The organism is bacterium (assembly GCA_019637795.1).
Taxonomy (GTDB): Bacteria; Desulfobacterota; Binatia; order HRBIN30; family CADEER01; genus JAHBUY01.
Genome location: JAHBUY010000008.1, coordinates 1 through 23790 on the forward strand (window position 1 = coordinate 1; position 23790 = coordinate 23790).

The following is a 23790-nucleotide window of genomic DNA, read 5'->3' on the forward strand; positions in this document are numbered from 1 at the left end:
GCTAGCCCGGGGCCAGGAGCACCGCCCGCCTCGGAACGCTGCACGGCTCCGGCCGCGGGCGTCGGTGGTTTGCAACCCGCCGTCCGAAGCAGCACAGGTGCGGCGTCGTATGAGGTCGGAGCTGGCTCGGCTGGTCGCGGCGATCGCGCTGCTGGCGGGCGGCGGGCTGCTGCTGGTGCCGGCGGCGGCGCCGGCGCCGCCGCGGTCGTGGGAGGAGTTGATCGCGCCCTATGCCGTCGGCCAGGAGGTGACGCGCGGGTACGTGTTGTCGCCGCCGCGCCGCGGCGCCGCCCACGACGTGGTCTTCGTCGCGCGGCGTGCGGCGGGCCCGAGCGGTCCCGCCGGGCGGGTCGAGGTGCACATCGTCGACCGCGGCCAGTGGTCGGGCGTCCTGGAAACGCGCAGCTTCGGGATCGCCTGGGAGGTGCCGCCGCCGGGGGCCACCATGCCGGCGTCGCCCGAGGACTCGAGCGCGGTCACCCAGGCCCTGGCGGCGGCGGTGGCCGACAACGACACCGGCTTCGCGGCGGTGGACGACATCCCGCTCGCCGCTGAGCCGCCGCCGCCGCTGGTGTCACGGGTGCTCGATCGCCTCGCCGGTTGGCGGGGCGCGCTGGTCGGCGCCGCGCTGGCGCTGGCGCTGCTGACGCTGCTCTCCGCGCGCCACGGCGTGGCCGCCGCGGGGCTCGTCCTGCTGGCGCTCGGCCTGGCGCTGCGCGCGCCGTCCCTCGATCTGCCGTTCGTCCGCGATCAGGACGTGCAGCGGATGTTCACCGGCCACTCGTCGCTGTCCGACATCGCCACCGGTGTCGGTCTCGAGGACCGGCATCCGCCGCTCTACTTCTTCCTCCTCCACGCCGCCCAGCAGCTCGGCCAGTCCGAGGCGGTTGGCCGCCTGCCGGCGGTGTGTGCCGGCGCGCTGCTCGGACCGGCGATCCTGCTGGCGACGCGTGCCATGCGCCGCCGCGTCGGCGCCGCGGCGGCGATCGCGGCCCTGGCGGTGACCGTCTCGCCGCCGCTGATCGCCGCCTCGCGCGAGGTGAGCGAGCTGCCCTTGTTCGCCGTCCTGGTTCTCGGAGCCGCCGCCTCGCTGGTGGCGGCCCTGGCCGCTCCCACCGCCGGTCGACTCGCCGCCGTCGCCGTGTTCCACGGCCTGGCGCTGTGGACCTACTACCTGGCGCCGTTCCTGGTCGCCGCCCACGCCGCCGTGCTGGTCGCCGCGCGGCCGGCGCGCCGCGTCGCCGCCGGGCTCGCGGCCGGCGTGCTGCTCGGCGCGCCGGCGCTGCTGCTCGGCGCCGCGACGCTGTGGCGCGACTGGGGGGCGCGCGATGTCGCCCGCGCCTTCCCCGGCCTGGCCTGGGGGCAGCACACGACGCTGCAGATGCTGGGCGACATCGGTCGCCTGGCGGTCGAGGCGTTCGGCTGGCCGTTCCTGCTCCTGGTCGGCGGCGCGGCGGTGGCGGGGATCGCGCGCCGCGATCGGGCGGTCGTCACCGGCGTCGCCGGCACGCTCGCCGTGGTCGCCGGCATCGCCGCCCTGTCGCCGATCGCTCGCGTGCAGGCCTACTACGCGACCGCCGTCCTGCCGCTCGCCTGCGTCGTGCTCGCGCTGGTTGGCGACCCCGCGGCGGTGCGCTGGCGCCGGGCGTGGCAGCTCGCCTTGGTGGCGGTGATCGCGCTGTCCTCGGCGCCGCGGCTGGGCGGCGCGCGCTCGCTCTACCTGCCGGACGCCGACGCGTTCATGCCGCGCTTCGCGCAGCTCATCGCCGCCCGCCCGGAGCGGCGGGTGGTCACCGTGGCGCACTACGACAAGACCCTGCTGGCGTACTACCTGGCGCGCCTCGAGGGGCGTTCCATCGCCTGGCGCTCGGTCGACGCCTCGCCGAGCAAGCGCCTCGACGCCCTCGTGCTCGTGCACGCGCTCGACGCCGACAGCGAGAGCGCGGCGGTGGCGCGGCTCGACGCCTTGCGCGCCGAGGGGCCGCTGCTGGTGATCGAGCGCGACGCCTTCCTCCTGCCGCGGGTCGCGGCCGCGCTGTCCGGCTGCGAGCGGCTGCAAGAGGCGCCGACGGCCCGCCTGGTGCGCTGCCCGGCCCGGCCGGCCACGCATTGACCGGCCGGCGGCGGGCGTCAGCCGTTCCAGACGACGCCGACGCAGACGCAGGGCGAGACCCCGGTCGGGTCGGCGCGCCGCGTCGCGACGCACTGGGCCTCGGTGCGGAAGACGTCGCCGCTGCGATTGCTCACCAGCACGAAGCGGCTCGGCGGCACGGTCTGCGGACGCGGCACGGCCATGTAGCCCCAGACCAGGCAGGGCGGGATGCTCTGCAGGCGCTGGCGAAGGAACTGGTTCTCGCCGAGCGCCTGCAGGTGCTCGCGCGCCAGCGCGTCCTGCTCGACCTGCGCGCCGGCGAGACGGGCATCGGCATCGGCCTGGACCGCGTCGCGTTCCTCGTTGCTCCCGGCGAGCTGCTGCTTCAGCGTATCGACCTCGGTCTGCAGCCCGGCCAGGTCGACGCGCATGCGATCGCGTTCGGCCATCAGGCCGGTGACGTCGGCGTTCGGCGTCGGCGGGGTCTCGCCGGCCGGCGCCGGTTCGGCCGCGGCGGTGACCCGCGGAGCGGTCGCGCGCCGGACCATGAACCGCCGATCGACGGAGATCAGGGTGCCGAAGCGCGGGTCCGTCAGCTCGAGCGAGTACTGGCCGGGGCGGGGGAATCGCGACGGGTCGATCTCGAACGGGCTCTCGCGCCGGCCGAGGTCGATCCGCTGGCCGTTGCCGTTGAGCACCGCCAGCATCGGTTGCGGTCCTTCCCAGCTCACCGTGACCGGGCCGCTGACGATGGCGCCGTCGGCCGGCGCCAGCACCTGCGGCCGCAGGACGCGCAGCAGCGACGAGTGCATGAACAGGTCGGCGCCGACCACCGCTGCCGCGCTGACCAACGCGACGCCCACCGCCTGTCGCACGCCCATCGTCGTCCGGCCTATAGGTCGCGGCCCATCCGACTGACAAGGCGCGGCATCAGTAGACGAGGGCCGCGGCGCGCACCGGCGCGCCGTCGGCGATCGGCAGCGCCAGCGGAAAGCCGACGAAGACGACGTTCGGCTCCTTGACGATGGCGTCGAGGTTCACCAGGCCGGCGATGATCGGAATGCCCGCCTGGAAGAGCGGCAGGTATTCCGCCCATACCTCCTCCGGCGGCTGGGCCCGGTTCATGCGGCTCTCGATGTCGTCGAAACGGACGATCGCGGGGAGGTCGGTCGCCAGGGCGCGGATCTTCTTCGCCGTCAGGTACTCGACCGCCTGCGCCGACAGCGGGGCATAGCGCGGCCACTCGCCGGCCGCCGGGGGTTCGTAGCCGATCAGCAGAATGACGATCTCGCCCTCGTTGATCGGCTTGAGCTCGAGGTCGGTGATCTGGATCGGCGTGTGGCGGTTGTGCCAGCGCAGGTCGATGACCCGCGCCGGTCCGTAGAGGTCGCTCAGATCGACCCGCGCCGGCGTCTCGCCGCCGCGCAGCAGGCGCGACGGCGCGTCGAGGTGTGCCCCGGTGTGGCTCAGGATCTCGATCGTCCGCATGCCCCAGGTGAACGAGGGGTCGGACGGTACGATCGGCGTCGAGCGGATGCGGCCATCGGTGGCGAGAAAGGCGAGGGTGCGGGAGCCGAGCCGCTGGATGTTCAGGTCGGGCGTGATCGCCGGCGAGAGGTCGACGATCTCACGCGGCATCGGAATCGTCCGCTCCTGCTGGCAGCCGGCCAGGGCGAGGACGATGGAAAGAAGGCGGAGGGCACGCATCGGGGACATCTTGCTGTCTACCAGACTCGCCACGCGAGTCGAAACCAGCAGCCGTCCACGCGGTAGCGAAGGCGTCGCGAACCGCCGCGTTCAGTGCAGAACCTGGCTGACGTCGAAATAGAGCGCGACCTCGCGTTCGCAGCGGCGACACGCGAGGTGGGCGACGCGGAGGCGCGGCGTCGCGTCCGGCCCCTCGCCGCGCAACGCGTAGCGGCCGCCGCACGGGCAGGTCTGCAGCCCGATGGCGAAGTCCATCTCGCCGTAGTCGTGGATGGCGATCGCCCGCTCCGGGCTGCGGCCCGGCTGCGCCCGCTCCGCCGCCCGGCGGCGCAGGGCGCGCAGGGCGACGGCGATCGCGGCGATCAACGCGGCAAGGCCGAGCAGGCTGCCCATGGCGCCGCATCCTATGCGGCGCCCGCGCCCGGCGCGACTGGCTACCGTTGTTGAAGGCCCCGACGCTCTCCGATAGGTTCCGCCGCCGCAGGAGGAGAGCCATGCCCAGAGCCTATGCCATCACCGCGGCGGCGATCGCCGCCGAGCGCAAACGCGTCAACGACGATCTCGAGCGCTTCGACGCCGCGCGCGTCATCGCGCTCGACGAGGTCGCGCTGCGGCCGGTCGGGCCGCGCGACGTGCGGTTGCGCATCCTCGCGGTCTCGCTCGAGCACAACATCGACCATGCCGTGCTGGCCGACACCGTGAACATCGCCGAGCTCCGGGGCGGCAAGATCTACCCCGGCAACAGCGCGGTGGGCGAGGTCACGGCCGTGGGCGACCAGGTGACGCGCTTCAAGCCGGGCGACGTCGTGGTCACCCACTGCAATGGCGAGCCCGACATCTACGGCTACCCGATGCGCATCTGGGCCTACGACCAGCCGGAATCCATCGGGTGGTACGGGGAGGAGGCGGTGGTCGGCGATTGGCAGCTCGTGCCGGCGCCGCTCGCCTGCGGCCTGTCGCTGTGGGAGATCGCCGCGCTGCCGCTGCGCGCTCCCACGGCCTACCACCTGTGGCGGCGCGGCCACGACATCTTCCGACTCAAGGTGACGCGCGAGAAGCTGGCGCGACTCAACGTGCTCGGCTTCGGCGGCGGCGTCTCGGAGCTGTTCCTCATGCAGGCGGTGGCGGAGGGGCACCGCGCCTACTTCTGCTCCGGCAGCCCGGCGCGCCGCGCCCACCTCGAGCAGCTCGGCATCACGCCGATCGACCAGAAGAAATACGACCGCTTCGCGTCCGCCGATGGCGTCAAGGGGTTCGCCAAGGACGTGAAGGCGCTCACCGGCGGCGTCGGCATGCACGTCGTCTGCGACATGCTGCGCGGCCCGGTGTTCGCGGCGGGCATCGCCGCGGCGGCGCGCCAGGGGGTGAACGTCAGCGCCGGTTGGCAGCTCGACAAGAAGATCACCTACGACTCGGCCGCCATGTCGGTGAAGCAGATCACCCTCGACCACACGCACTACGACACCATCGACGGCTGCAACGCCTGCACCGATCTGTACGGCAACGTCTACAAGCCGACGGTGCACGAGGAGATCTACCCCTTCGCGGAGCTGCCGCGCGCGGTGCGCGAGATGCATCAGAACACCCAGACGGGCATCCCGATCGTGCGCGTCGCCGACGCGATGCCCGCCGCCGTGCAGGCCCTGATCCGCTGACGGGGGGCGTGCCGGCGGCGATCGGCCGCCGGGTTCTGCCGGGCGGCGGGCCGTTACGCTGCTGGGCCGTTGGGCGTTGGGGGCGCGGACCTTCCGGCCCCCAACGCCGAGCGCCTGACCGCAACAGACCCCATACCACCGGTCACCGGGGGGCGCGGAAGAGGCGCCGCCGCGCCCCGTGAACGCTGCGCGGTTCGTTCCTGGGTGCGTTGCTAGGCGGCGCTCGATTCGAGTCCGGCGTCGCCGAAGATCAGCGGGACGCGGACGCGGAAGGTCGAGCCGACGCCGACGACGCTTTCGGCCTCCACCGTGCCGCGCAGCAATTCGGTGTTGCGCCGCACGATCGCCAGGCCGAGGCCGACGCCGCCGAAGGAGCGGGTCGGCGAGCCGTCGACCTGGCGGAACGGCTCGAACACGTGCGCCAGCTCCTCGCGGTCGATGCCGATGCCGGTATCGCGAACGATGAACTCGGCGGCGAAGTCCACCTGCTGCACCGCCAGCACGACCTCGCCCTGGCTGGTGAACTTGATGGCGTTGAGCAGCAGGTTGCTGAGGATCGAATACAGGCGGTCGTAGTCGGTGTAGAAGACGAGGTCGGCGTCGGCCTGGACGCGCACCGCGATGTCGGCGCTGCCGCGCAGGTCGGCGCCGAGCTCGCGCAGCTCGTTCAGCAGCGCCGCCGCCGGGAAGCGGCGGGGGATGACGACGCTGCGGCCGCGGTCGAGGCGAGCGTACTCGAGCACGCTCTCGACCAGCCGGTGGAGGGCGCGGCCGGCGGAGGCGATGCGGTCGAGGAACAGCGGCGCGTCGCCGTCGCGCGGCAGGTTGGGCTCGTCGGCCAGCAGGTCGGCATAGCCGATGATCACGTTCAGCGGCGTGCGCAGCTCGTGCGACATGTTGGCGACGAACTCGGCCTGCAGGCGGTTGGCCTCGCGCAGGCGGTGCAGCAGTTGCTCGCTCTCGCGCTCGTGCTGGCGGCGCTCGGTGACGTCGCGCGCGATGCACTGGTAGACGCGCGGCTGGCCGCTCGGGCTGATGCGCCGGGCGCGCACCTCGAGGGTCGCCGGCGGCCGGCCGCTCGGGCAGACCTCGACCTCGAAGGCGCGCTCCGACTCCCGGTGGCGCTGGCGGGCGAGGTCGACCCGGCGTTGGACGAGCCGGCGCGATTCGGTGGTGACGAACTGGTGCCAGCGCATGTCGGTGATCGCGTCGGGCGCGATGCCGACGAAGTCGATCGCCGCCTGGTTGGCGAAGCGGATGCCGCCGTGCTCGTCGATCACGAAGATGAGGTCGGTGGCGCGCTCGAAGAGATCGCGATAGCTGGCCTCCGACGCCGCCAGTCCGTCGAACAGGCGCGCGTTCTCGATCGCGATCGCGGCGTGGGCGGCGATCGCCTTGAGCAGCGCCAGGGGGCGCTCGTCGAAGTGCGGCGCGTCGGGCCGGCTGCGGGTGACCACCAGCAGGCCGACGACGCTGCCCTTGGCGACGATCGGCGTCAGCGCCATGCGTTGCACCCGATCGCGGGCCAGATCGGCGGGCGGCAGCCACGGTTGCGTGTCCGGATCGTTGATCAGCACCGAGCGCCCGGCCAGGACCTCGCGCATCAGCGGGGTGTCGAGCGGCGTCTGGATGGCGAGCAACTGGGCGCGGAGCGCGGGATCCGAGGCGCTGCTGGCGGTGACGGCGGCATGGCGGCGCTGCGGGTCGATGAGCAGCGTGGTCGAGAAATCGCACTGCAGCGCCGTCGCGGTGAGGCTGTTGATGCGGTCCAGCGCCGTCGGCAGGTCGCTGAGGACGCTGATCTCGCGCGCGATGGCGACCAGGATGCGCTCCGATTCGAGCAGCGCGCGCGTCTGCTGGTCGGAGGCGGCGAGGGCGACGCTCTGCCGCCAGCCGCGGCGCCGGGTGCGATCGCCCAGGGTGGCGCCGACGCAGCCGAGCACCGCGCCGAGCAGCGGGCCGACGAGCTGGTGGCTGTCGGTGAAGTCGCGGCCGCTGATCAGCATCGCGAGGTAGTACGCCAGCATCGTCGCCGCCGCCGAGGCGTACTGGAACAGCGGATGCCAGGGGAAGAGCAGGGCGGTGGCGACCAGCTTCAGCACCAGGAACAGCGCCGTGCCGGAGACCGTGGTGGTGGGAATCAGGAGCCGCCCGGCGAGCAGCAGGGTGAAGAGCGCGTCGGCGGCGAGCACGACGCCCTCGACGTGCCGCCGCGCCGGCCCGCGCGCCAGCAGCAGGGCGAGCGGCGGGATCAGCAGCTCGGCGCCGTAGGTGAGCGCATCCCAGGCGTTCGGCGTGCGCAGCAGATCGACCGCGGCATAGGCGGCGGTGAGCGCCATGATCACCGCGATGCCCGCCGCGAAGCTCGCCGCGACGGCGCGCTGTCGGTGCGCGGCATAGGAGGGCGCGGGGGACCCGATGCGCTCCGTCGCCGTCTCCGTCGCCATCGCGCGCGGTATCCTAGCTGCTCGAATGTGTCAGGCAAACAACAAATCAGGCGTCCTTGTCGCGCGGTGCGCGGGCGCGGTAAGCGCTGCCACGGAGGGAGGCGTCGATGCCGGAGATGAGCTGGGAGGCATCCCTGCACGGAGCGCGCGACCAGGGCGGGACGCTGTGCGATGGCGGCGCGGTCGTCGCCGAGACGCTGCGCGCCGCCGGCGTGCGTCATCTGTTCGCGATCAACGGCGGCCACACCTTCCCCATCCTGGGAGCGCTGCGCGCCAACGACATCATGCTGGTGCACATGCGACATGAGCAGGCGTGTGCGTATGCCGCCGACGCGTATGCCCGCGCCTCCGGGCGGGTGGGCGCGTGTTGCGTGACCGCCGGCTGCGGCTTGACCAACGCCATCACCGGCCTGGCGGGCGCCGCGCTCGCCGGCTCGGCGGTGGTCTGCATCGCCGGCCAGCATCCGACCACCGAGGACGGGATCGGCTCGTTCCAGGAGGCCTATGGCGTCGCGCTCTGCGCGTCGTTCGCCAAGACCACGACGCGGGTGCTCGATTGGGAGCGCATCGGCTTTGACCTGCGCCAGGCGCTGCGCGACGCCCGCAGCGCCCCGCAGGGGGTGGCGATGGTCGAGATCCCGGCCAACGTGTTGTACCACCAGGGCGACCGCGCCCGGCAGCGGCGCGGCGCCGCCGGCTGGGATCCGGCGGCGCTGCGCGCCCAGGCGGACCCGGCCCTGGTCGAGCAGGCCCTCGACGTACTGCTCGCCGCCGAGCGGCCGTTGCTCGCCGCCGGCGACGGCGTCTTCTGGTCGGACGCCGCTGCCGAGCTGCGCCAGCTCGCCGAGCTGCTGCAGATCCCCACCTACGCCCGCCGCGCGGCGCAGGGGGCGCTGCCCGAGACCCACCCGCTGGCGGTGCGCGGGCCGTGGAAGAAGCCGTTCACGGCGCGGGCCGACGTCGTCCTCGCGGTCGGCTTCCGCTTCTGGAGCGGCGAGCACTTCGGCGCGGCGCCGACCTGGAACGAGTCGGCGGCGATCCTCCAGATCGACGCCACGCCGGCGCGCCTCGGCTGGCAGGTGCCGGCGACGGTGGCGCTGCTCGGCGATCCGCGCCTGGTGCTGCGCCAGCTCTGCGACGCGGCGCGCCGCCGCGCCGCCGGTCCGGTCGGCGCCGCCGCCTGGCGCGAGGAGGTGGCGACGGTGCGCGCCAGTTTCGACCGTCTGCTGGACGAACGCGAACGCGGCCACCGCGGCGGCGCGCCCCTGCATCCGGACTGTCTGGCGCGCGCCCTGTGCGCCAGCATCGCGCCCGACGCGACGGTGATCCTCGACTCCTTCACCATGAGCGGCTGGGTGACGCAGTGGCTGCCGGCGCGCTTCGCCGGCCAGGTGATCGACGCCGGCCCGCTGGCTCCGGTCGGGCACGGCATCGGCATGGCGATCGGCGCCCAGTTGGCGCGGCCGGGCAGGCAGATCGTGGTGGTGAGCGGCGATGGCGGCCTCGGCATCGGCGGCTGGGACATCGAGACCGCGCTGCGCTACCGGCTGCCGATCCATACCGTGCTCTGGAACAACAGCTCCTGGGGCCCGAGCTTCGAGGAGATGCCGCTGCTCAAGGGCCGCACCGACCCGTTCAACATGCTCGAAGGCCTTCGCTACGACGAGATGTTCCGCGTCATGGGCTGCCATGCCGAGCACGTCACCGCCGCCGAGCAGCTCGAGCCGGCGCTGCGCCGCGCCTTCGACTCCGGGGTCGCCTCGCTGGTCAACGTCATCGGCGACAAGCGCGTCGGGCACCCCGGCCTGGGCGGCAACCTGCTGGGATCGACCAGGGTGTGACCGCGGGGCGATGATCGGAACACGAAGAGGCAGCGACCGCGCCGCCAATAGGTACCGGGGAGCGTCGGTGCCCTGGCGCCGGATGGATGAGGGCCGACGCCGGGGTCGGGTCACACCTTGAACGGCCGGGCCAGCAGGATGCGCCCGGCGGGGTCGACGACGTAGACGATCACGGTATCGAAGTCGGCGCGCGCCGGCTCGGGCACGGTGGCGGTGATGCGCTGCCAGGCGTCGCTGAGGGTGAGGGCGAAGCCGGCATCGGGTCTGGCGCCGTGGAAGTGGCCGCCGGTGCTGATGGCGGCGCCCTCGGCCTCCGGCGGCCAGGCCGCCCAGAGGCGCGGCGTCGCCTGCTCGGCGCGGGCGACCACGAAGACGTAGCAGGGCAGGCTGACGCTGGCGCTGGTGCGCAGGCGCAGCGAGACGCTCAGGCGTTCCCCCTCCTCGCTGCGCTCGCGCCGGGCCGCGAAGCGGTCGAACAGCACGGCGTCGCGCTGCTGCCGGGCATCGGGCGCCGGCTCGGTCCCGTCGTCGAGGATGGCGCGTCGAGCCGCCAGCGCGCCGCCGATGCCGGTGATCAGCAGCACCAGGAGGACGGCGGCGATTCGGTCTCGCCGCGCGATGCCGGGGGCCGCCATGACCCTCACCAGCTAGCCGGTCTCGGCGCCCGATGCCACGCGCGCCGAACGTTCCCCCACTTCCAGCGGTGTGGTAGACGAACAGGCATGTTCGGTCTCGGGTTCCTCGGCACCGCCGTGCTGGTCGGCGGCATGTTCCTGTTCGCCGGCATCAAGGTCGTGCGCGAGTACGAGCGCGCGGTCGTGTTGCGGCTCGGCCGGCTGGTCGAGGCGCGCGGTCCCGGCATCATCTACGTGGTTCCGATGATCGAGCAGATGTACAAGCTCGATCTGCGAACCATCACCCTCGACGTGCCGTCGCAGGACGTGATCACGCGCGACAACGTGTCGGTGAAGGTGAGCGCGGTCCTGTACTTCCGCGTCATCGATCCCTCGCGCGCGGTGGTCGAGGTGCAGAACTACCTCTACGCCACCTCGCAGTTGGCGCAGACCACCCTGCGCAGCGTCTGCGGCCAGGCGCAGCTCGACGAGCTGCTGGCGTCGCGCGACCGGCTGAACGAGAAGCTGCAGGAGATCATCGACACCAGCACCGAGCCGTGGGGCATCAAGGTGATGATGGTCGAGATCAAGCACATCGACCTGCCGGTCGAGCTGCAGCGCGCCATGGCCCGTCAGGCGGAGGCCGAGCGCCTGCGCCGCGCCAAGGTGATCAGCGCCGAGGGCGAGTTCCAGGCCGCGGCGCGCCTCGGCGAGGCGGCGCAGGTGATGGAGTCCCAGCCCATGACGATGACCCTGCGCACCCTGCAGACGCTGGCGCAGATCGGCACCGAGAAGAATCACACCATCGTGATGCCGCTGCCGGTCGACGTGCTGCGCGCGCTCGGCGGCGGCACCCCGCCGCGGAGCTGAGGGTGGACGCCGCGGTCTTCGCCGCGCGTCGCCGGCGGCTGCTGGCGACGCTCGGCGACGGCGCCCTCGCCATCTTCCCGGCGGCGCCGGAGCGCACGCGGTCGAACGACGTCGAGTACCGCTACCGCCAGCAGAGCGATTTCCACTACCTCACCGGCTTCGGCGAGCCGGGGGCGGTGTGCGTCCTGCAGCCGGGGCACCCGGATCACGAGTACGTGCTGTTCGTGCGGCCGCGCGATCGCGAGCGCGAGACGTGGACCGGCCGCCGGGCGGGGGTCGAGGGGGCGATGATCGAGTACGGGGCCGACAAGGCGTACCCGATCGAGGAGCTCGAGCAGCACCTGCCGCGGTGGGTCGGCGAGCGCGATCGGCTGTTCTGCCCTCTCGACGGCGACGAGGCATTCGCGCAGCGCGCGCTGCGCTGGGTCGCCCACGGGCGCGCCGGCCGGCAGCGCAGCGGCAGCGGCGCGTTGGGGCTCCTCGACGCCGCCGAGCCGGTGCACGAGATGCGGCTGTTCAAGGGCCCGGAGGAGCTGGCGGCCATGCGGCGCGCGGCGGCGATCTCCGCCGAGGCGCACGTCGCGGCGATGCGCGCGGCGCGGCCGGGCGGCTGGGAGTACGAGATCGAGGCGCTGATCGAGTACGACTTCCGCCGCCGCGGCGCGGCCGGGCCCGCCTATCCCTCGATCGTCGCCAGCGGCGCCAACGCGACGATTCTCCACTACACGACCAACGACCGGCAGCTCGCCGCCGACGAGCTGTTGCTGATCGACGCCGGCGCCGAGTACGACTTCTACTGCGCCGACATCACGCGCACCTTCCCGACCGGGCCCCGCTTCGCCGGCCGCCAGCGCGACGTCTACGCGCTGGTCCTCGCCGCGCAGCGGGCGGCGATCGCCGCCGTGCGACCCGGTGCGCGCTTCGACGAGCCGCATCGCGAGGCGGTGCGGGTGCTGGTGGAGGGGATGCTGTCACTCGGCATCCTCGCCGGCAGCGCCGACGAGATGATCGAGAAGGAGCGCTACAAGCCGCTCTACATGCACCGCACCAGCCACTGGCTGGGAATGGACGTGCACGACGTCGGCCTCTACAAGCGCGGCGACGGCGCCCGCGTCCTCGAGCCCGGCATGGTGCTGACCGTCGAACCGGGGCTGTACATCGCCGACTTTCTCGAGGACGTGGCGCCGGAGTGGCACGGCATCGGCGTCCGCATCGAGGACGACGTCCTGGTGACGCCCGACGGCTGCGAGGTGCTGACCGCGGCGGTGCCGAAGGGGATCGCCGAGATCGAGGAGCTGCGGGCCGCCGGCACGTGAGCGCGGGCGCGGCGGCGCTTCGGAGCCGGCGGCGTGAACCGCTCGCCGCGTGCGTAGCGGCGGTCCCGTGCTCAGCAGATCGCCTCGGCTTCCTTGAGCGCGGCGATCTCCTCCCAGTCGTAGCCGAGCTCGAGCAGCGTCGTCTCGGTGTCGGCGCCCAGCTCGCGCGCCGCGTGGCGGACCGGCGGCGCTTCGTTGTTGAACTGCACCGGGCTGGCGGTGACGCGGAAGCGGCCCTGCGTCGGGTGATCGAACTCCTGGACGTAGCCGTTGGCGATCACCTGCGGGTCGGTGGGGATCTCGGCCGGCGACTGCAACGGCGCCCAGATGCACTCCGAGGCGTTGAGGCGTTCGGCCCACTCGTGACGCGGCCGGGTGGCGAAGAGCGCGCTCAGCTCGGCGACCAGCGCGGCGGCTTCGGCGCGGCGCTGTTCAGCGGTGTCGAAGCGCGGATCGGCGAGCAGCGCCTCGCAGCCGAGGGCGCTGGCGGCGAGCGGCCAGAAGCGTTCGCTCTGCAGCATCATGAGCACGACGCCCTTGCCGTCCGCCGCGAAGTAGGTGTGGACGAGGGGGTTGGGCGCGCTCATGGTGCCGCTCGGCGGCAGCTCGAAGCCGTAGGTCATGGCGGCGACGATGTCCGGCGCCATGATCCACGCCGCATTGCCGAGCAGCGAGACGTCCACCTCGAGGCCCTCGCCGGTCCGCTCGCGGTGGTAGAGCGCGCCGGCGATGCCGCCGGCGAGGAACATGCCGCCGGTGAAGTCGCCGAACGCCGGCCGTTGCTGAACCAGCGGCTGGCCGGGCGTCGTCAGACGGTCGGCGACGCCGCCGCGGGCCCAGAACGAGCAGCCGTCGTAGCCGCCGCGGTTGGCGTCCGGTCCGCGCTGTCCCTGGCCGTGGCCCTTGGCGTAGATGAGGCGCGGGTTGACGGCCCGGAGGTCCTCGTAGGTGATGCGCAGCCGCTGTCGCGCCTCGGGCAGGAAGTTGGTCAGAAAGATGTCGGCGTTCTGCACCAGGCGGTCGAGCACGGCCCGGCCCGCGGGGCGGTTGAGATCGAGGCCGACGCTGCGCTTGTTGCGGCTCAGGTGCTCGACGAAGAAGTTGACGCCGCGAGCGCCGGGCACCAGGCCGGAGGTCACCAGGCCGCGCATCGGGTCGCCGCGCACCGGGTGCTCGATCTTGATGATCTCGGCGCCCCAGTCGCTGAGCACGGTGCCGGCCGAGGGCACGAAGCCCCAGTCGGCGACCTCGATGAGGCGGATGCCGTCCAGAATCTGCATGGGACCTCGCGCGGTGCGGGCGTCAGTCGGCGGCGCGGTGGGGACCGCGCCGCCGCTCGACGCACACGATCACTTGGGTTGCGGGACGACGCGGAGATACGGCTTCAGGGTCTTCCAGCCGCCGGGAAACTTGGCCTTCGCGTCGGCGTCGGAGAGCGATGGGACGATGATGACGTCCTGGCCGTGTTTCCAGTTCACCGGCGTCGCGACGCTGTGCTTGTCGGTGAGCTGCAGCGAGTCGATGACCCGCAGCAGCTCGTCGAAGTTCCGGCCGGTGCTCGCGGGGTAGGTGAGGATGAGGCGCACCTTCTTCTTCGGGTCGATGATGAACACCGAGCGCACCGTCAGGGTGTCGTTCGCGTTCGGATGGATCATGTCGTAGAGGTCCGACACTTTGCGGTCGGCGTCGGCGATGACCGGGAAGTTCAGCGCCTGGCCCTGCGTCTCCGCGATGTCGTTGGCCCACCTGGCGTGCGAGTCGGCGGGATCGACGCTGAGGCCGATGATCTTGACGTGGCGCCGGTCGAATTCCGGCTTGAGGCGCGCCGCTTCGCCGAGCTCGGTGGTGCACACGGGGGTGAAGTCCTTGGGGTGCGAGAAGAGCACCGCCCAGTCGTCGCCGATCCACTGGTGGAACGCGATCGGGCCCTGCGTGGTCTGCGCCGTGAAGTCCGGCGCGACGTCGCCCAAACGAATCGCCATGCGATCCTCCCTTCTGTCACGGTGCGGTTGAGCGGGTAGATCACTCCCCCGGCGGCGGGTTGTCAACCGGCGACGCGCTGCGCGCGGCGTCCGACCGCGCCCGGCCCGGTCTAGGGTTCGAAGACGTTGGTGTGCGTCGGGGAATGGTGCCGCACCTGACCGCGGACGCCGATGAGCTCCTCGCGCTCGATGCGGGCGAGGACGTCGGCATCGGTGAGGTTGGCCCAGCAGCGGCGGCCGTCGGCGAGGCGGGCGACGATGATGCCGAGCGCCGGGTTGCCGTCGCGGTCGTGGGTGACGGTGTACGTCTCGACCGTCGCCGGGCCGTCCGCGGCGAGCGCCAGCTCGGGATGCGGCTCGGCGTCGACGCGGCGTTGATAGCTGGCCGGATCGATGCGTTCGAAGGCGTGCGACGGCGGACTGCTCTGGTAGATGCCGACCGCGTGCTTGGTGAGGTACCAGCCGACGCCGGTGACCAGGCCGCGGCGGCCGGGCGCGCCGCGCAGGCGGTCGACCATCGTGGCGACGGAGTGGGTGACGTAGTTGTTGCCGGGGCCACCGTGGTAGGGCAGGGCGCCGGTGACCGTCAACGGCCGCGGGTCGTCGAGGCCGATGCCCAGCATGTCGGCCGCGATCTGCACCGCGCAGGGGAAACAACTGTAGAGATCGAACAGGTCGATCTGGTCGATCGACAGCCGCGCCTGCGCCAGCGCCTGCGCGCCGGCGGTGCGGATCGCCGGCGAGCTCCAGAAGTTGACCCGGTCGCTGATGTACCAGTGGTCGGTCGCGTCGCCGCAGCCGACGACGTACACCCAGCGCTCCTCCGGGACGCCGAGCTCGCGCGCCGTCTCGGTGTCCGTGAGCAGCAGCGCCGCCGCCTGGTCGACGGCGATGATCGCGTTCATGTACTTCGGGTAGGGCCAGGCGATGATGCGGTTGGCGTCGGTGACGGTGGTGATTTCCGCCGCGCTCTTGCCGTCGCGGAACCAGGCGTTGGGATTGTCCTTGGCGACTGCCGCGAGGCGGGCGCAGAGGCTGCCGAGATGGTCGCGATGGCGGGCGATGCTCCAGCCGCGGTGGGCGCGCAGGGCATTCTCGAACAGCGGGTAGACCGAGGTCGGCATCATCGCGTGGTGCTGCTGCTCGGCCTCGTTGTTGCCCCAGCGCGATTCGCCCACGGTCGCCGGGCTGCCCTCGGCCGCCCAGGCGAGCTTGACGCCGGCCTTGCGCGCCATCTGCAGGCCGCCCACCGCCTCGGCGCCGGCGATGAGCGCCAGGCGCACCTCGCCGCGGGCGATGCGCGCCGCCGTTTCGTTCACCCGCCACTGCGGCGAGTTGCCGCCGATGGCCGTGTACCAGCGCTGGCGCGGGGCGAGGTCGAGGCGTTCGGCCAGGAATCCGGCCGGGTCGGCGTAGGCGCGGGAGATGATGTTGATCACCGTCAGCTCGTCGACCTCGCGCAGGCGGTCGCCGATGCCGGCGTCGGCGGCGGCGCGCCGCGCCACCTCCTCCATCATGGCGAGCGGTTCCATCACCTGCGCCGGCTCGCTGACGCGGTTGGTGAGCTGTCCGACTCCGATGACGATCGGCTGGCGTGCGGTCATCCGGCTCTGAAACCACAGATCCCGGGCGATCGCTACAGACGTCCCGCCCACGGCGCGTCTCGGCCGCGGACGCTCGAGCGCCGCGCCCCCGGCGGCGTCAGGAGATGGCGCCGGCTTCCTTGAAGCGCGCGATGTCCTCCCAGCTCAGGCCCAGCTCGAGCAGCAGCTCCTCGGTGTGCTGGCCGAGGTCCGGGGCGCGGCTGACGGTGGGCGGGGCCTCGTCGAACTGGAGCGGATTGGCGACCAGCGGGAACGTCGAGCCGTCGGCGTGCTCGACCGACAGCAGATAGCCGTTGGCGGCGGTCTGCGGGTCCGCCGGGATCTCGCTCGCCTTCTGCATCGCCGCCCAGACACCCTCGGCGTCGGCGAGGGCGGCGCGCCATTCCTCGAGCGTGCGCTGGGCGAAGATCGCATCCAGCCGGCTGACGCACTCGCTGCGGTTCATGAAGCGCGACATGCCGTCCTTGAACCGCTCGTCCTCGATCAGCTCGGGGTGGCCGATGCGGCGACACAGGTCGGGCCAGAAGCGGTCGGGTTGGAGCATGTTGAGGAAGAGCCAGCGGCCGTCCTTGGTGCGGTAGCTGTTGACGATCGGATTCGGCGCGTCGGCGCGGCCGAACTGCGGCACGGCGCTGGTCGAAAGCGCGCCCGCGATGATGTCCGGCGCCAGCAGCCACATCGCGGTGCCGAGCAGGGAGAGGTCGACCACCGATCCCTCCCCGCTCCGCTCGCGGCGAAACAGCGCGGCGGCGATCCCGCCGGCCAGCGCGAGCCCACCGGTGGAGTCGCCGAACGCCGCCCGCTGCATCACCGGCGCGTCCGCCGCGGCGGGCGTCAGGGCGTCGCAGATGCCGCCGCGGCACCAGAACGAGGCGGCATCATAGCCGCCGCGTTCGGCATCCGGTCCGCGCACCCCCTGGCCGTGGCCGCGGGCGTAGATGATCCGCGGGTTCACGGCACGGATGTCGTCGGCGTCGATCCTCAGCTTCCGGCGCGCCGCCGGGAGGAAGCTGGTGAGGAAGACGTCGGCCGTTGCCACCAGCTTGTCGAGCAGCTCGCGGCCCTGCGGGTTGGCGAGGTCGATCCCGATGCCGCGCTTGCCGCGGTTCGGCTGCTCGACCATGAAATTGACCTTTCCAGCCCCCGGTATCAGGCCGGACGAGATCAGACCCCGCATCGGATCGCCGGTCTCGGGATGTTCGACCTTCACGACCTCGGCACCCCAGTCCGCCAGCACGGCGCCGGCGGCGGGCACGAACCACCATTGGGCAACCTCGATGACCCGTATCCCCTCGAGCACGCGCTGCATCGAATCCTCCCCGGCTGCGCCGCGCTCGTAGCATGGCACCACCGCAGCCTGCCAACCGGGACCGGAAAGAGAGTCGAAATCCTATCCGCATCGCGTGCCCAAACTACTGGAGTGGTTACGCTTTTGACTGGAGGCACGAATGCGAGGCAAGGCGCGTCGGCGACCGGCCCCGGTGCGACTCGTAATTTTTTTCGCTTCCCACGGTCGTGGCCTCGAATCAATTGTGGACCTCGACTGTCTATGATAAGTGAACAGTTGTTCAAGCCTGGAGGTCAAGGAAGGCGACTTATGAGCAAGCGAGCAGCAGCAGTCGGTGGGCGTGGCGTGCCGCAGATGTGGTCGGGTGTGTCGGACGACGTGCTCGTTCCCGAGACGGCGCTTCCGTCCCAGTTCGCCGATATCTGGTATCGCTCGCGGGCGATTTCGCCCGAGCGAGCCCTGGCGTTGGCCGTGTTGTGGGAGGCGGTGTTCGATCTGCAGAAGTTCCGCTTCGCCACTCGGCGCCGCCAGCAGCGCCTGTACTGGGAAGCCTATGATTGGGTGGCGTCGAACGAGCGCGGATGGCCGTATTCGTTCGTGAACCTCTGTGAGTTGCTGGGCATGGTACCGGATGCCGTGCGCCAGCAGCTTCTGGGGGCGATGGCGCCAGCGCCGAGCGACGAGTTCCCGATGCCGGAGGAGATCGTCGAAGCGGCGTGAACGATGCGGCGGGGCTTCGGCCCCGCTCCTCCGCGGTCGAAGGCGGGGCCCCGTGCCCCGCCTTTTTCCGTTTCTGGGAGCGCGCCCGACAGGCGGGCCCACGCTCCTGGAGCGTCAGATGTTCAGTGGCCGGCCGTCGACCGCCAGCGCCGCTTCCTTGAGCGCCTCGGCGAGTGTCGGGTGGGCGTGCACGGTGCGGCCGATGTCCTCGGCGCTGGCCGAGAACTCGATCGCCAGCGCCGCTTCGGCGATGACGTCGGAGGCATGCGGCCCGAGGATGTGGATGCCGAGCACGCGATCGGTCGCAGCGTCGGCGATCACCTTCACGGCGCCGTCGGTCTCCCCCATGCAGCGGGCGCGGCCGTTCGCGACGTATGGGAACGAGCCGGTCTTCACCGTCAGTTGACGCTGCGCGGCGTCCTCTTCGCTGAGGCCGACGCTGGCCAGCTCGGGTGCCGTGTAGACGACGTTCGGGATGGCATCGTAGTTCACGTGGCCAGCGAGCCCGGCCATCGTTTCGACCGCGGCGACGCCTTCGTCTTCGGCCTTGTGCGCCAGCATCGGTCCGGGGATGACATCGCCGATCGCATAGATGCCGGGGACGCTGGTGGCGAAGTTGGCGTCGACCGGAATGCGGCCGCGCTCGTCGAGCCCGATGCCGACGTCCGCCAGCCCGAGGCCCTCGGTGTACGGCCGGCGGCCGACCGCCACCAGCAGGACGTCGGCGCGTTCCTCGCTGCTGCCGTTGGCGCCGGTGAGCTGGGCGCGGACACCGTCGGCATCCGCCACCGCCTGCTGCAGCGTGGTGCTGAGCCGGAACTTGAGTCCCTGTTTCTCGAGCGACCGTTGGAGCAGACCCGCCATCTGCCTGTCGGCGCCGGGGACCAGGCGGTCGAGGAGCTCCACCACGACCACCTCGGCGCCGAGGCGCGACCACACCGAGCCGAGCTCGAGGCCGATGGCGCCGCCGCCGATCACCAGCAGGCGCTTCGGGATCTCGCGCAGCGACAGCGCCTCGGTCGAGGAGATGATGCGGGTGCCGTCGAACGGCGCGGCGCGCAGCTCCACGGGGGCACTGCCGGTGGCGATGAGGATCCTGCCGGCGGCGAGCGTCTGCGGATCGTCGCCGCTGATCTCGACCCGCAGTCCCGGCGCGATCCGTCCGGTGCCGGTGATGCTGGCGATCTTGTGCTTGCGGAACAGTCCGGCGACGCCCTTGGTCAGCGCCTTGACCACGGTCTGCTTGCGCTGCTGCATGCGCGCCAGGTCCAGTGAGAGCGCGCCGATCTGGATGCCGTGCGCCGCGAGGTCGTGCGTCGCCTGGTGGTAGCGCTCGCTCGAATCGAGCAGCGCCTTGCTGGGAATGCAGCCGATGTTGAGGCAGGTGCCGCCGAGGCTGCTGTCCTTCTCGACGCAGGCGACGCGCATCCCGAGTTGCGCGGCGCGGATGGCGGCGATGTAGCCGCCCGGTCCGGAGCCGATGACGACGAGATCGTAGGAGGTGTCGGACATGGTCTGGTTCCCAGGCGCGCCGGCGTGCGGCGCGCCGCCGGTCAGATGCCGAGCAGCAGGCGGGTGGGGTCCTCGAGGCGCGCCTTGACCTTGACCAGGAAGGTGACCGCCTCGGCGCCGTCGATCAGGCGGTGGTCGTAGGAGAGCGCGAGGTACATCATCGGCCGCACCACGATCTGGTCGTCGACGACGACCGGCCGCTTCTCGATCTTGTGCATGCCGAGAATCGCGCTCTGGGGCGGGTTGAGGATCGGCGTCGAGAGCAGCGAGCCATAGACGCCGCCGTTGGAGATGGTGAAGGTGCCGCCGGCGAGGTCCTCGATCGCCAGCTTGTTGTCGCGCGCCAACTGCGCCAGTCGCGCGATCTCGCGCTCGAGACCGGCGAAGTCGAGGGCGTCGGCGTTGCGGACGATCGGCACCACCAGTCCGCGCTCGGTGCCGACGGCGATGCCGAGGTGGACGCGCTGGTTGTAGACGATGTCGGTGCCGTCGATCTGGGCGTTGATCAGGGGCATCTCCCGCAGCGTCGCGATGCAGGCGCGGCCGAAGAAGGACATGAAGCCGAGCGCCACGCCGTGCGCGGCGGAAAAGGTCTGCTTGTGTGTCGCGCGCAGCGCCAGCACGGCGCTCATGTCCACCTCGTTGAAGGTGGTGAGGATCGCGGCGGTGGCCTGCGCCTGGCGCAGGCGTTCGGCGATGCGCTGCCGCAGGCGCGTCATCGGCACGCGTTCGATGTCGGCGCCGCCGGTCGGCGCGCTCGGCGCGCCGGGGTGGGGGTAGGGCGTCGGCGGGCGCGGCGCGTCGACCGCCGCCGGCATCGGCGCCGCGGCCGGCGCGGGCGGGGCCGGCGCGGGCGCCGATGCCGGCGGTGGCTCGGCGGTGAGGTGCGCCAGCACGTCGGCCTTGGTCAACCGGCCGCCCTTGCCGGTGCCGGTGATCCGGGTCGGGTCGACGGCGGACTCCGCCACCAGCCGACGCACGGCAGGGGAGAGCGGCGGCGCCGCCGCGGCGGGGGCGGGTGGCGGCGCGGCGACCGGCGGGGCGGCGGCCGGCGGCGCCGCCACCGGTGCGGCCTTCGCGGCGCCCGCGGGCTCGATGCGCGCCACCACGTCGCCCACCTTCACCGTCTCGCCTGCCTTGGCGAGGAGGGCGACCACGCCCGCGGACGGGGCCGGGATCTCGACGCTCGCCTTGTCGGTCTCGAGCTCGAGCAGCGGCTCGTCGGCGGCGACCGTCTCGCCGTCGCGCTTCATCCAGCGGACGATGACGCCGTCGCTGATCGATTCGCCGAGGGTGGGGATCTGGACGTCAACGGCCATGGTGCTTCCTGAGGGCGCGGTCGACGATGTCGGCCTGCTCCGCCTGATGGATCTTGTACGAACCCGTCGCCGGGCTGGCCGCTTCATCGCGGCCGATGTAGCGCAGCGGCCGCTCGCCAATCAGCGGCAGCAGCCGCTGGTGGACGAAGTGCCAGGCGCCCATGTTCCAGGCCTCCTCCTGCGCCCAGCAGACCTCGCTCGCGGCGCCGAACGGCGCCAGCGCGGCGGCGATCTCGGCGGCCGGGAAGGGGTAGAGCTGCTCGACGCGAATGATCGCCACCTCGTGCGCGTCGCGTTGCTCGCGGGCGATGGCGAGGTCGTAGTAGAGCTTGCCGCTGCACAGCAGGACGCGCCGCACCGCGGCCGCGTCGAGCGCCGCCGTCTCGGGCAGCACGGGCTGGAACGTGCCATCGCTCAGCGCCGCGACGTCCGACACCGCCAGCTTGTGGCGCAGCAGGCTCTTCGGGCTCATCACCACCAGCGGCTTGCGGAAGTTGCGCCGCATCTGGCGCCGCAGCGCGTGGAAGTACTGGGCGGGCGTCGTGAGATTGCACACCTGCCAGTTGTTCTCCGCCGAGAGCTGGAGGTAGCGCTCGAGGCGGGCGCTGGAATGCTCCGGCCCCTGCCCCTCCAGGCCGTGCGGCAGCAGCATCACCAGGCCGCTCATGCGCTGCCACTTCGATTCGGCGGAGGAGATGAACTGGTCGATCATCACCTGGGCGCCGTTGGCGAAGTCGCCGAACTGCGCCTCCCAGAGCACCAGGTTGCGCGGGTCGGCGGAGCTGAAGCCATACTCGAATCCGAGCACCGCCGCCTCGGACAACATGGTGTCGACGATCTGCAGCCAGCCCTGATCGGGCGCGAGGTGCTGCAGCGGCACATGGCGCGCCGCCGTGGTGCGGTCGGTGAGCACCGCGTGGCGTTGGCTGAACGTGCCGCGGCCGCTGTCCTGGCCGGCCAGGCGGACGTTGGTGCCCTCGCGGAGCAGCGAGCCGAACGCCAGCATCTCGGCGCAGGCCCAGTCGATGCCGCGGCCGGCCCGCACCGCGGCGGCCCGCTCCTCCAACAGCTTGCGTTGACGCGGATGGGCGTCGAAGCCGTCCGGGATCCGGCTGGCGGCGTCGGCGATGGCGATCAGCTCGGCCGCCGGGACGCGGGTGTCGGCGCTCCAGTCGCTGCCGGCCCAGGTGAAGCCCTTCCACAGGCCGCCGAGGGCGAACACCTGCTGGCGCGGCATGAAGTCGCGCGCGTAGTTGATCGCATCCTCGAGCAGCTCGCGGAGCTCGCTCTTGTAGCGATCCGCCGTCGCCTGATCGAGGACGCCGCGCTCGATCAACCGCTGCGCATACAGCTCGCGCACCGTCGGCAACGCGTTGATGATGGTGTACATCGTCGGTTGCGTGAAGGTCGGGTCGTCGGTTTCGTTGTGACCGTGGCGGCGGTAGCAGAGGATGTTGATGATCACGTCGACCCGGAAGCGGTTGCGGTACGCGGCCGCCAGGCGCGCCGCCTGCACCGCGGCCTCGGGGTCGTTGCCGTTGACGTGGAACACCGGCGCCTGGATCACCTTGGCGACGTCGCTGGCGTACCGCGTGAAGCGGTAATCCTCGGGGCGGGCGGTGAAGCCGACCTGGTTGTCGACGATGACGTGGATGGTGCCGCCGGTCCGGTAGTTGGCGAGCTCGGACAGGGCCAGCGTCTCGGTGACCAGTCCCTGGCCGGTGAAGGCCGCATCGCCGTGGATGAGCAGCGGCATCACGGTCGTGCCGTCGCGATCGTGATGCACCATCTGCTTGGCGCGCACGATGCCCTCGGCCACCGGATTCACCGCTTCGAGGTGGCTGGGATTGGAGAGCAGCGACACGTGCACGGTGCGGCCGCTGCGCGTCGTGTGATCGCGCGCATAGCCGAGATGGTACTTCACGTCGCCGTCGCCCTGGACCGCGTTGGGCAGGAAGGAGCCCTCGAACTCGGCGAGGATCATCTCGTACGGCTTGCGCAGGACGTTGGCGAGGACGTTGAGGCGGCCGCGGTGCGGCATCCCCATCACGATCTCCTCGACCCCCGCGCCGCCCGATTCCTCGACCAGCGTGTCGAGCAGCGGGATCAGCACTTCGGCGCCCTCGAGCGAGAAGCGCTTCTGGCCGACGTACTTGGTGTGGAGAAACTCCTCGAAGCCGGTGGCGGCGACCAACCGGTCGTAGACGTGGCGGCGATCCTCGGCGGTGAGCTGCGGCTCGTTCAGCGTCGGCTCCATCCGCTCCTTGAGCCAGTCGCGCTGCGTCTTGTCCGAGATGTACATGTACTCGACCGCGATCGTGCGGCAGTACGTCGCCTTCAGCAGCGTGATCAGCTCGCGCAGGGTCGCCTGCGGCTGGCGGCGGAAGTGGGGGCACTCGACCAGACGATCGAGATCGCTCTCCCGGAAGCCGAACTCCTGCATCGCCAGCAGCGGGTGTTCGGTGAGGTTGCCGCCCAGTGGGTTGAGGTCGGCGATCAGGTGCCCCAGCTCGCGGTAGCTGTGGATCAGATCCTGGACGCCGAAGATGCGCTCGGCGGCCTCCGGCGGCGCCGCGGCCGTGGCGGGCGCCGGCGCGCGGTGGCCGTTGCTGCCCAACTCGAAGCCGGCGAAGAAGTGGGCCCAGTCGGCGCCGACAGACCCGGGATCGCGGCGGTACTGCCGGTAGAGATCGTCGATGTAGTCGGGATTGGCCCGCAGAATGAAGTCGAGATCCATGCGCCGCCTCCTGCGCGGCGACTCCACAGTCTAGCAGACCTGCGGGTGAACACACCCGGGAGCGCCGCAACCGGGGGCGTGCCCAG

The 23790-nt window shown here is 71.9% G+C and carries 18 protein-coding genes; 6 read left to right on the top strand and 12 right to left on the bottom strand.

Annotated features, from left to right (window positions below; translation table 11 throughout):
• Positions 1-109 precede the first annotated feature (109 nt).
• Positions 110-2113, top strand: coding sequence for a glycosyltransferase family 39 protein (locus KF840_23540; protein MBX3027878.1), 2004 nt, complete (start codon positions 110-112; stop codon positions 2111-2113).
• A gap of 17 nt (positions 2114-2130) precedes the next feature.
• Here KF840_23540 and KF840_23545 read toward each other — a convergent pair whose 3' ends face one another.
• The 3 genes from KF840_23545 to KF840_23555 form a co-directional block, all read right to left on the bottom strand.
• Positions 2131-2973, bottom strand: coding sequence for a hypothetical protein (locus tag KF840_23545; GenBank protein ID MBX3027879.1), 843 nt, complete (start codon positions 2971-2973; stop codon positions 2131-2133).
• Between the two features lie 49 nt (positions 2974-3022).
• Positions 3023-3799 (bottom strand): cyclase family protein, encoded by a 777-nt coding sequence (locus KF840_23550; GenBank protein ID MBX3027880.1) that lies wholly within the window; start codon positions 3797-3799, stop codon positions 3023-3025.
• Between the two features lie 90 nt (positions 3800-3889).
• On the bottom strand, positions 3890-4192 hold the full coding sequence (locus KF840_23555) for a hypothetical protein (GenBank protein MBX3027881.1): 303 nt from the start codon (positions 4190-4192) through the stop codon (positions 3890-3892).
• A 101-nt stretch (positions 4193-4293) separates the two neighbouring features.
• On the opposite strand from KF840_23555, the gene KF840_23560 reads away from it, so the two are divergent.
• Positions 4294-5454, top strand: coding sequence for a hypothetical protein (locus KF840_23560; GenBank protein ID MBX3027882.1), 1161 nt, complete (start codon positions 4294-4296; stop codon positions 5452-5454).
• Positions 5455-5666: 212 nt separating this feature from the next.
• On the opposite strand, the gene KF840_23565 is transcribed toward KF840_23560, so the two are convergent.
• Positions 5667-7901 (bottom strand): PAS domain S-box protein, encoded by a 2235-nt coding sequence (locus KF840_23565; GenBank protein ID MBX3027883.1) that lies wholly within the window; start codon positions 7899-7901, stop codon positions 5667-5669.
• Positions 7902-8008: 107 nt separating this feature from the next.
• On the opposite strand from KF840_23565, the gene KF840_23570 reads away from it, so the two are divergent.
• Positions 8009-9742 carry a thiamine pyrophosphate-binding protein gene (locus KF840_23570; protein ID MBX3027884.1) on the top strand — a complete coding sequence of 578 codons (1734 nt, stop codon included), beginning with the start codon at positions 8009-8011 and terminating at the stop codon, positions 9740-9742.
• Between the two features lie 110 nt (positions 9743-9852).
• On the opposite strand, the gene KF840_23575 is transcribed toward KF840_23570, so the two are convergent.
• Entirely contained in the window at positions 9853-10377 is a 525-nt protein-coding gene (locus KF840_23575) for a hypothetical protein (GenBank protein MBX3027885.1), read from the bottom strand.
• Positions 10378-10464: 87 nt separating this feature from the next.
• Here KF840_23575 and KF840_23580 point away from each other — a divergent pair, with 87 nt between their 5' ends.
• Together KF840_23580 and KF840_23585 are read left to right on the top strand one after the other, a co-directional pair.
• Positions 10465-11226 (top strand): slipin family protein, encoded by a 762-nt coding sequence (locus tag KF840_23580; GenBank protein ID MBX3027886.1) that lies wholly within the window; start codon positions 10465-10467, stop codon positions 11224-11226.
• A gap of 2 nt (positions 11227-11228) precedes the next feature.
• Positions 11229-12542, top strand: coding sequence for an aminopeptidase P N-terminal domain-containing protein (locus KF840_23585; GenBank protein MBX3027887.1), 1314 nt, complete (start codon positions 11229-11231; stop codon positions 12540-12542).
• A gap of 71 nt (positions 12543-12613) precedes the next feature.
• Here the strand turns inward: KF840_23585 and KF840_23590 are convergent, their stop codons facing one another.
• From KF840_23590 to KF840_23605, 4 genes are all read right to left on the bottom strand, one after another.
• Positions 12614-13822, bottom strand: a complete 1209-nt coding sequence (locus KF840_23590) for a CoA transferase (GenBank protein ID MBX3027888.1) — start codon at positions 13820-13822, stop codon at positions 12614-12616.
• A gap of 69 nt (positions 13823-13891) precedes the next feature.
• Positions 13892-14524, bottom strand: a complete 633-nt coding sequence (locus KF840_23595) for a peroxiredoxin (protein MBX3027889.1) — start codon at positions 14522-14524, stop codon at positions 13892-13894.
• A gap of 110 nt (positions 14525-14634) precedes the next feature.
• Positions 14635-16128 (bottom strand): acetyl-CoA acetyltransferase, encoded by a 1494-nt coding sequence (locus tag KF840_23600; GenBank protein ID MBX3027890.1) that lies wholly within the window; start codon positions 16126-16128, stop codon positions 14635-14637.
• A 97-nt stretch (positions 16129-16225) separates the two neighbouring features.
• Complete coding sequence (locus KF840_23605; protein ID MBX3027891.1) at positions 16226-17437, bottom strand: CoA transferase; 1212 nt, start codon at positions 17435-17437, stop codon at positions 16226-16228.
• A gap of 288 nt (positions 17438-17725) precedes the next feature.
• On the opposite strand from KF840_23605, the gene KF840_23610 reads away from it, so the two are divergent.
• Positions 17726-18136, top strand: coding sequence for a hypothetical protein (locus tag KF840_23610; GenBank protein ID MBX3027892.1), 411 nt, complete (start codon positions 17726-17728; stop codon positions 18134-18136).
• 114 nt (positions 18137-18250) lie between these two features.
• On the opposite strand, the gene lpdA is transcribed toward KF840_23610, so the two are convergent.
• From lpdA to KF840_23625, 3 genes are read right to left on the bottom strand one after another with little or no spacing between them, the layout of a single operon-like run.
• Positions 18251-19648, bottom strand: a complete 1398-nt coding sequence (lpdA, locus tag KF840_23615; protein MBX3027893.1) for a dihydrolipoyl dehydrogenase — start codon at positions 19646-19648, stop codon at positions 18251-18253.
• Positions 19649-19689: 41 nt separating this feature from the next.
• Positions 19690-20967, bottom strand: a complete 1278-nt coding sequence (odhB, locus tag KF840_23620) for a 2-oxoglutarate dehydrogenase complex dihydrolipoyllysine-residue succinyltransferase (protein MBX3027894.1) — start codon at positions 20965-20967, stop codon at positions 19690-19692.
• Complete coding sequence (locus KF840_23625) at positions 20957-23704, bottom strand: 2-oxoglutarate dehydrogenase E1 component (GenBank protein ID MBX3027895.1); 2748 nt, start codon at positions 23702-23704, stop codon at positions 20957-20959. The genes odhB and KF840_23625 overlap by 11 nt, the downstream gene beginning before the upstream one ends.
• Positions 23705-23790: the final 86 nt, after the last annotated feature.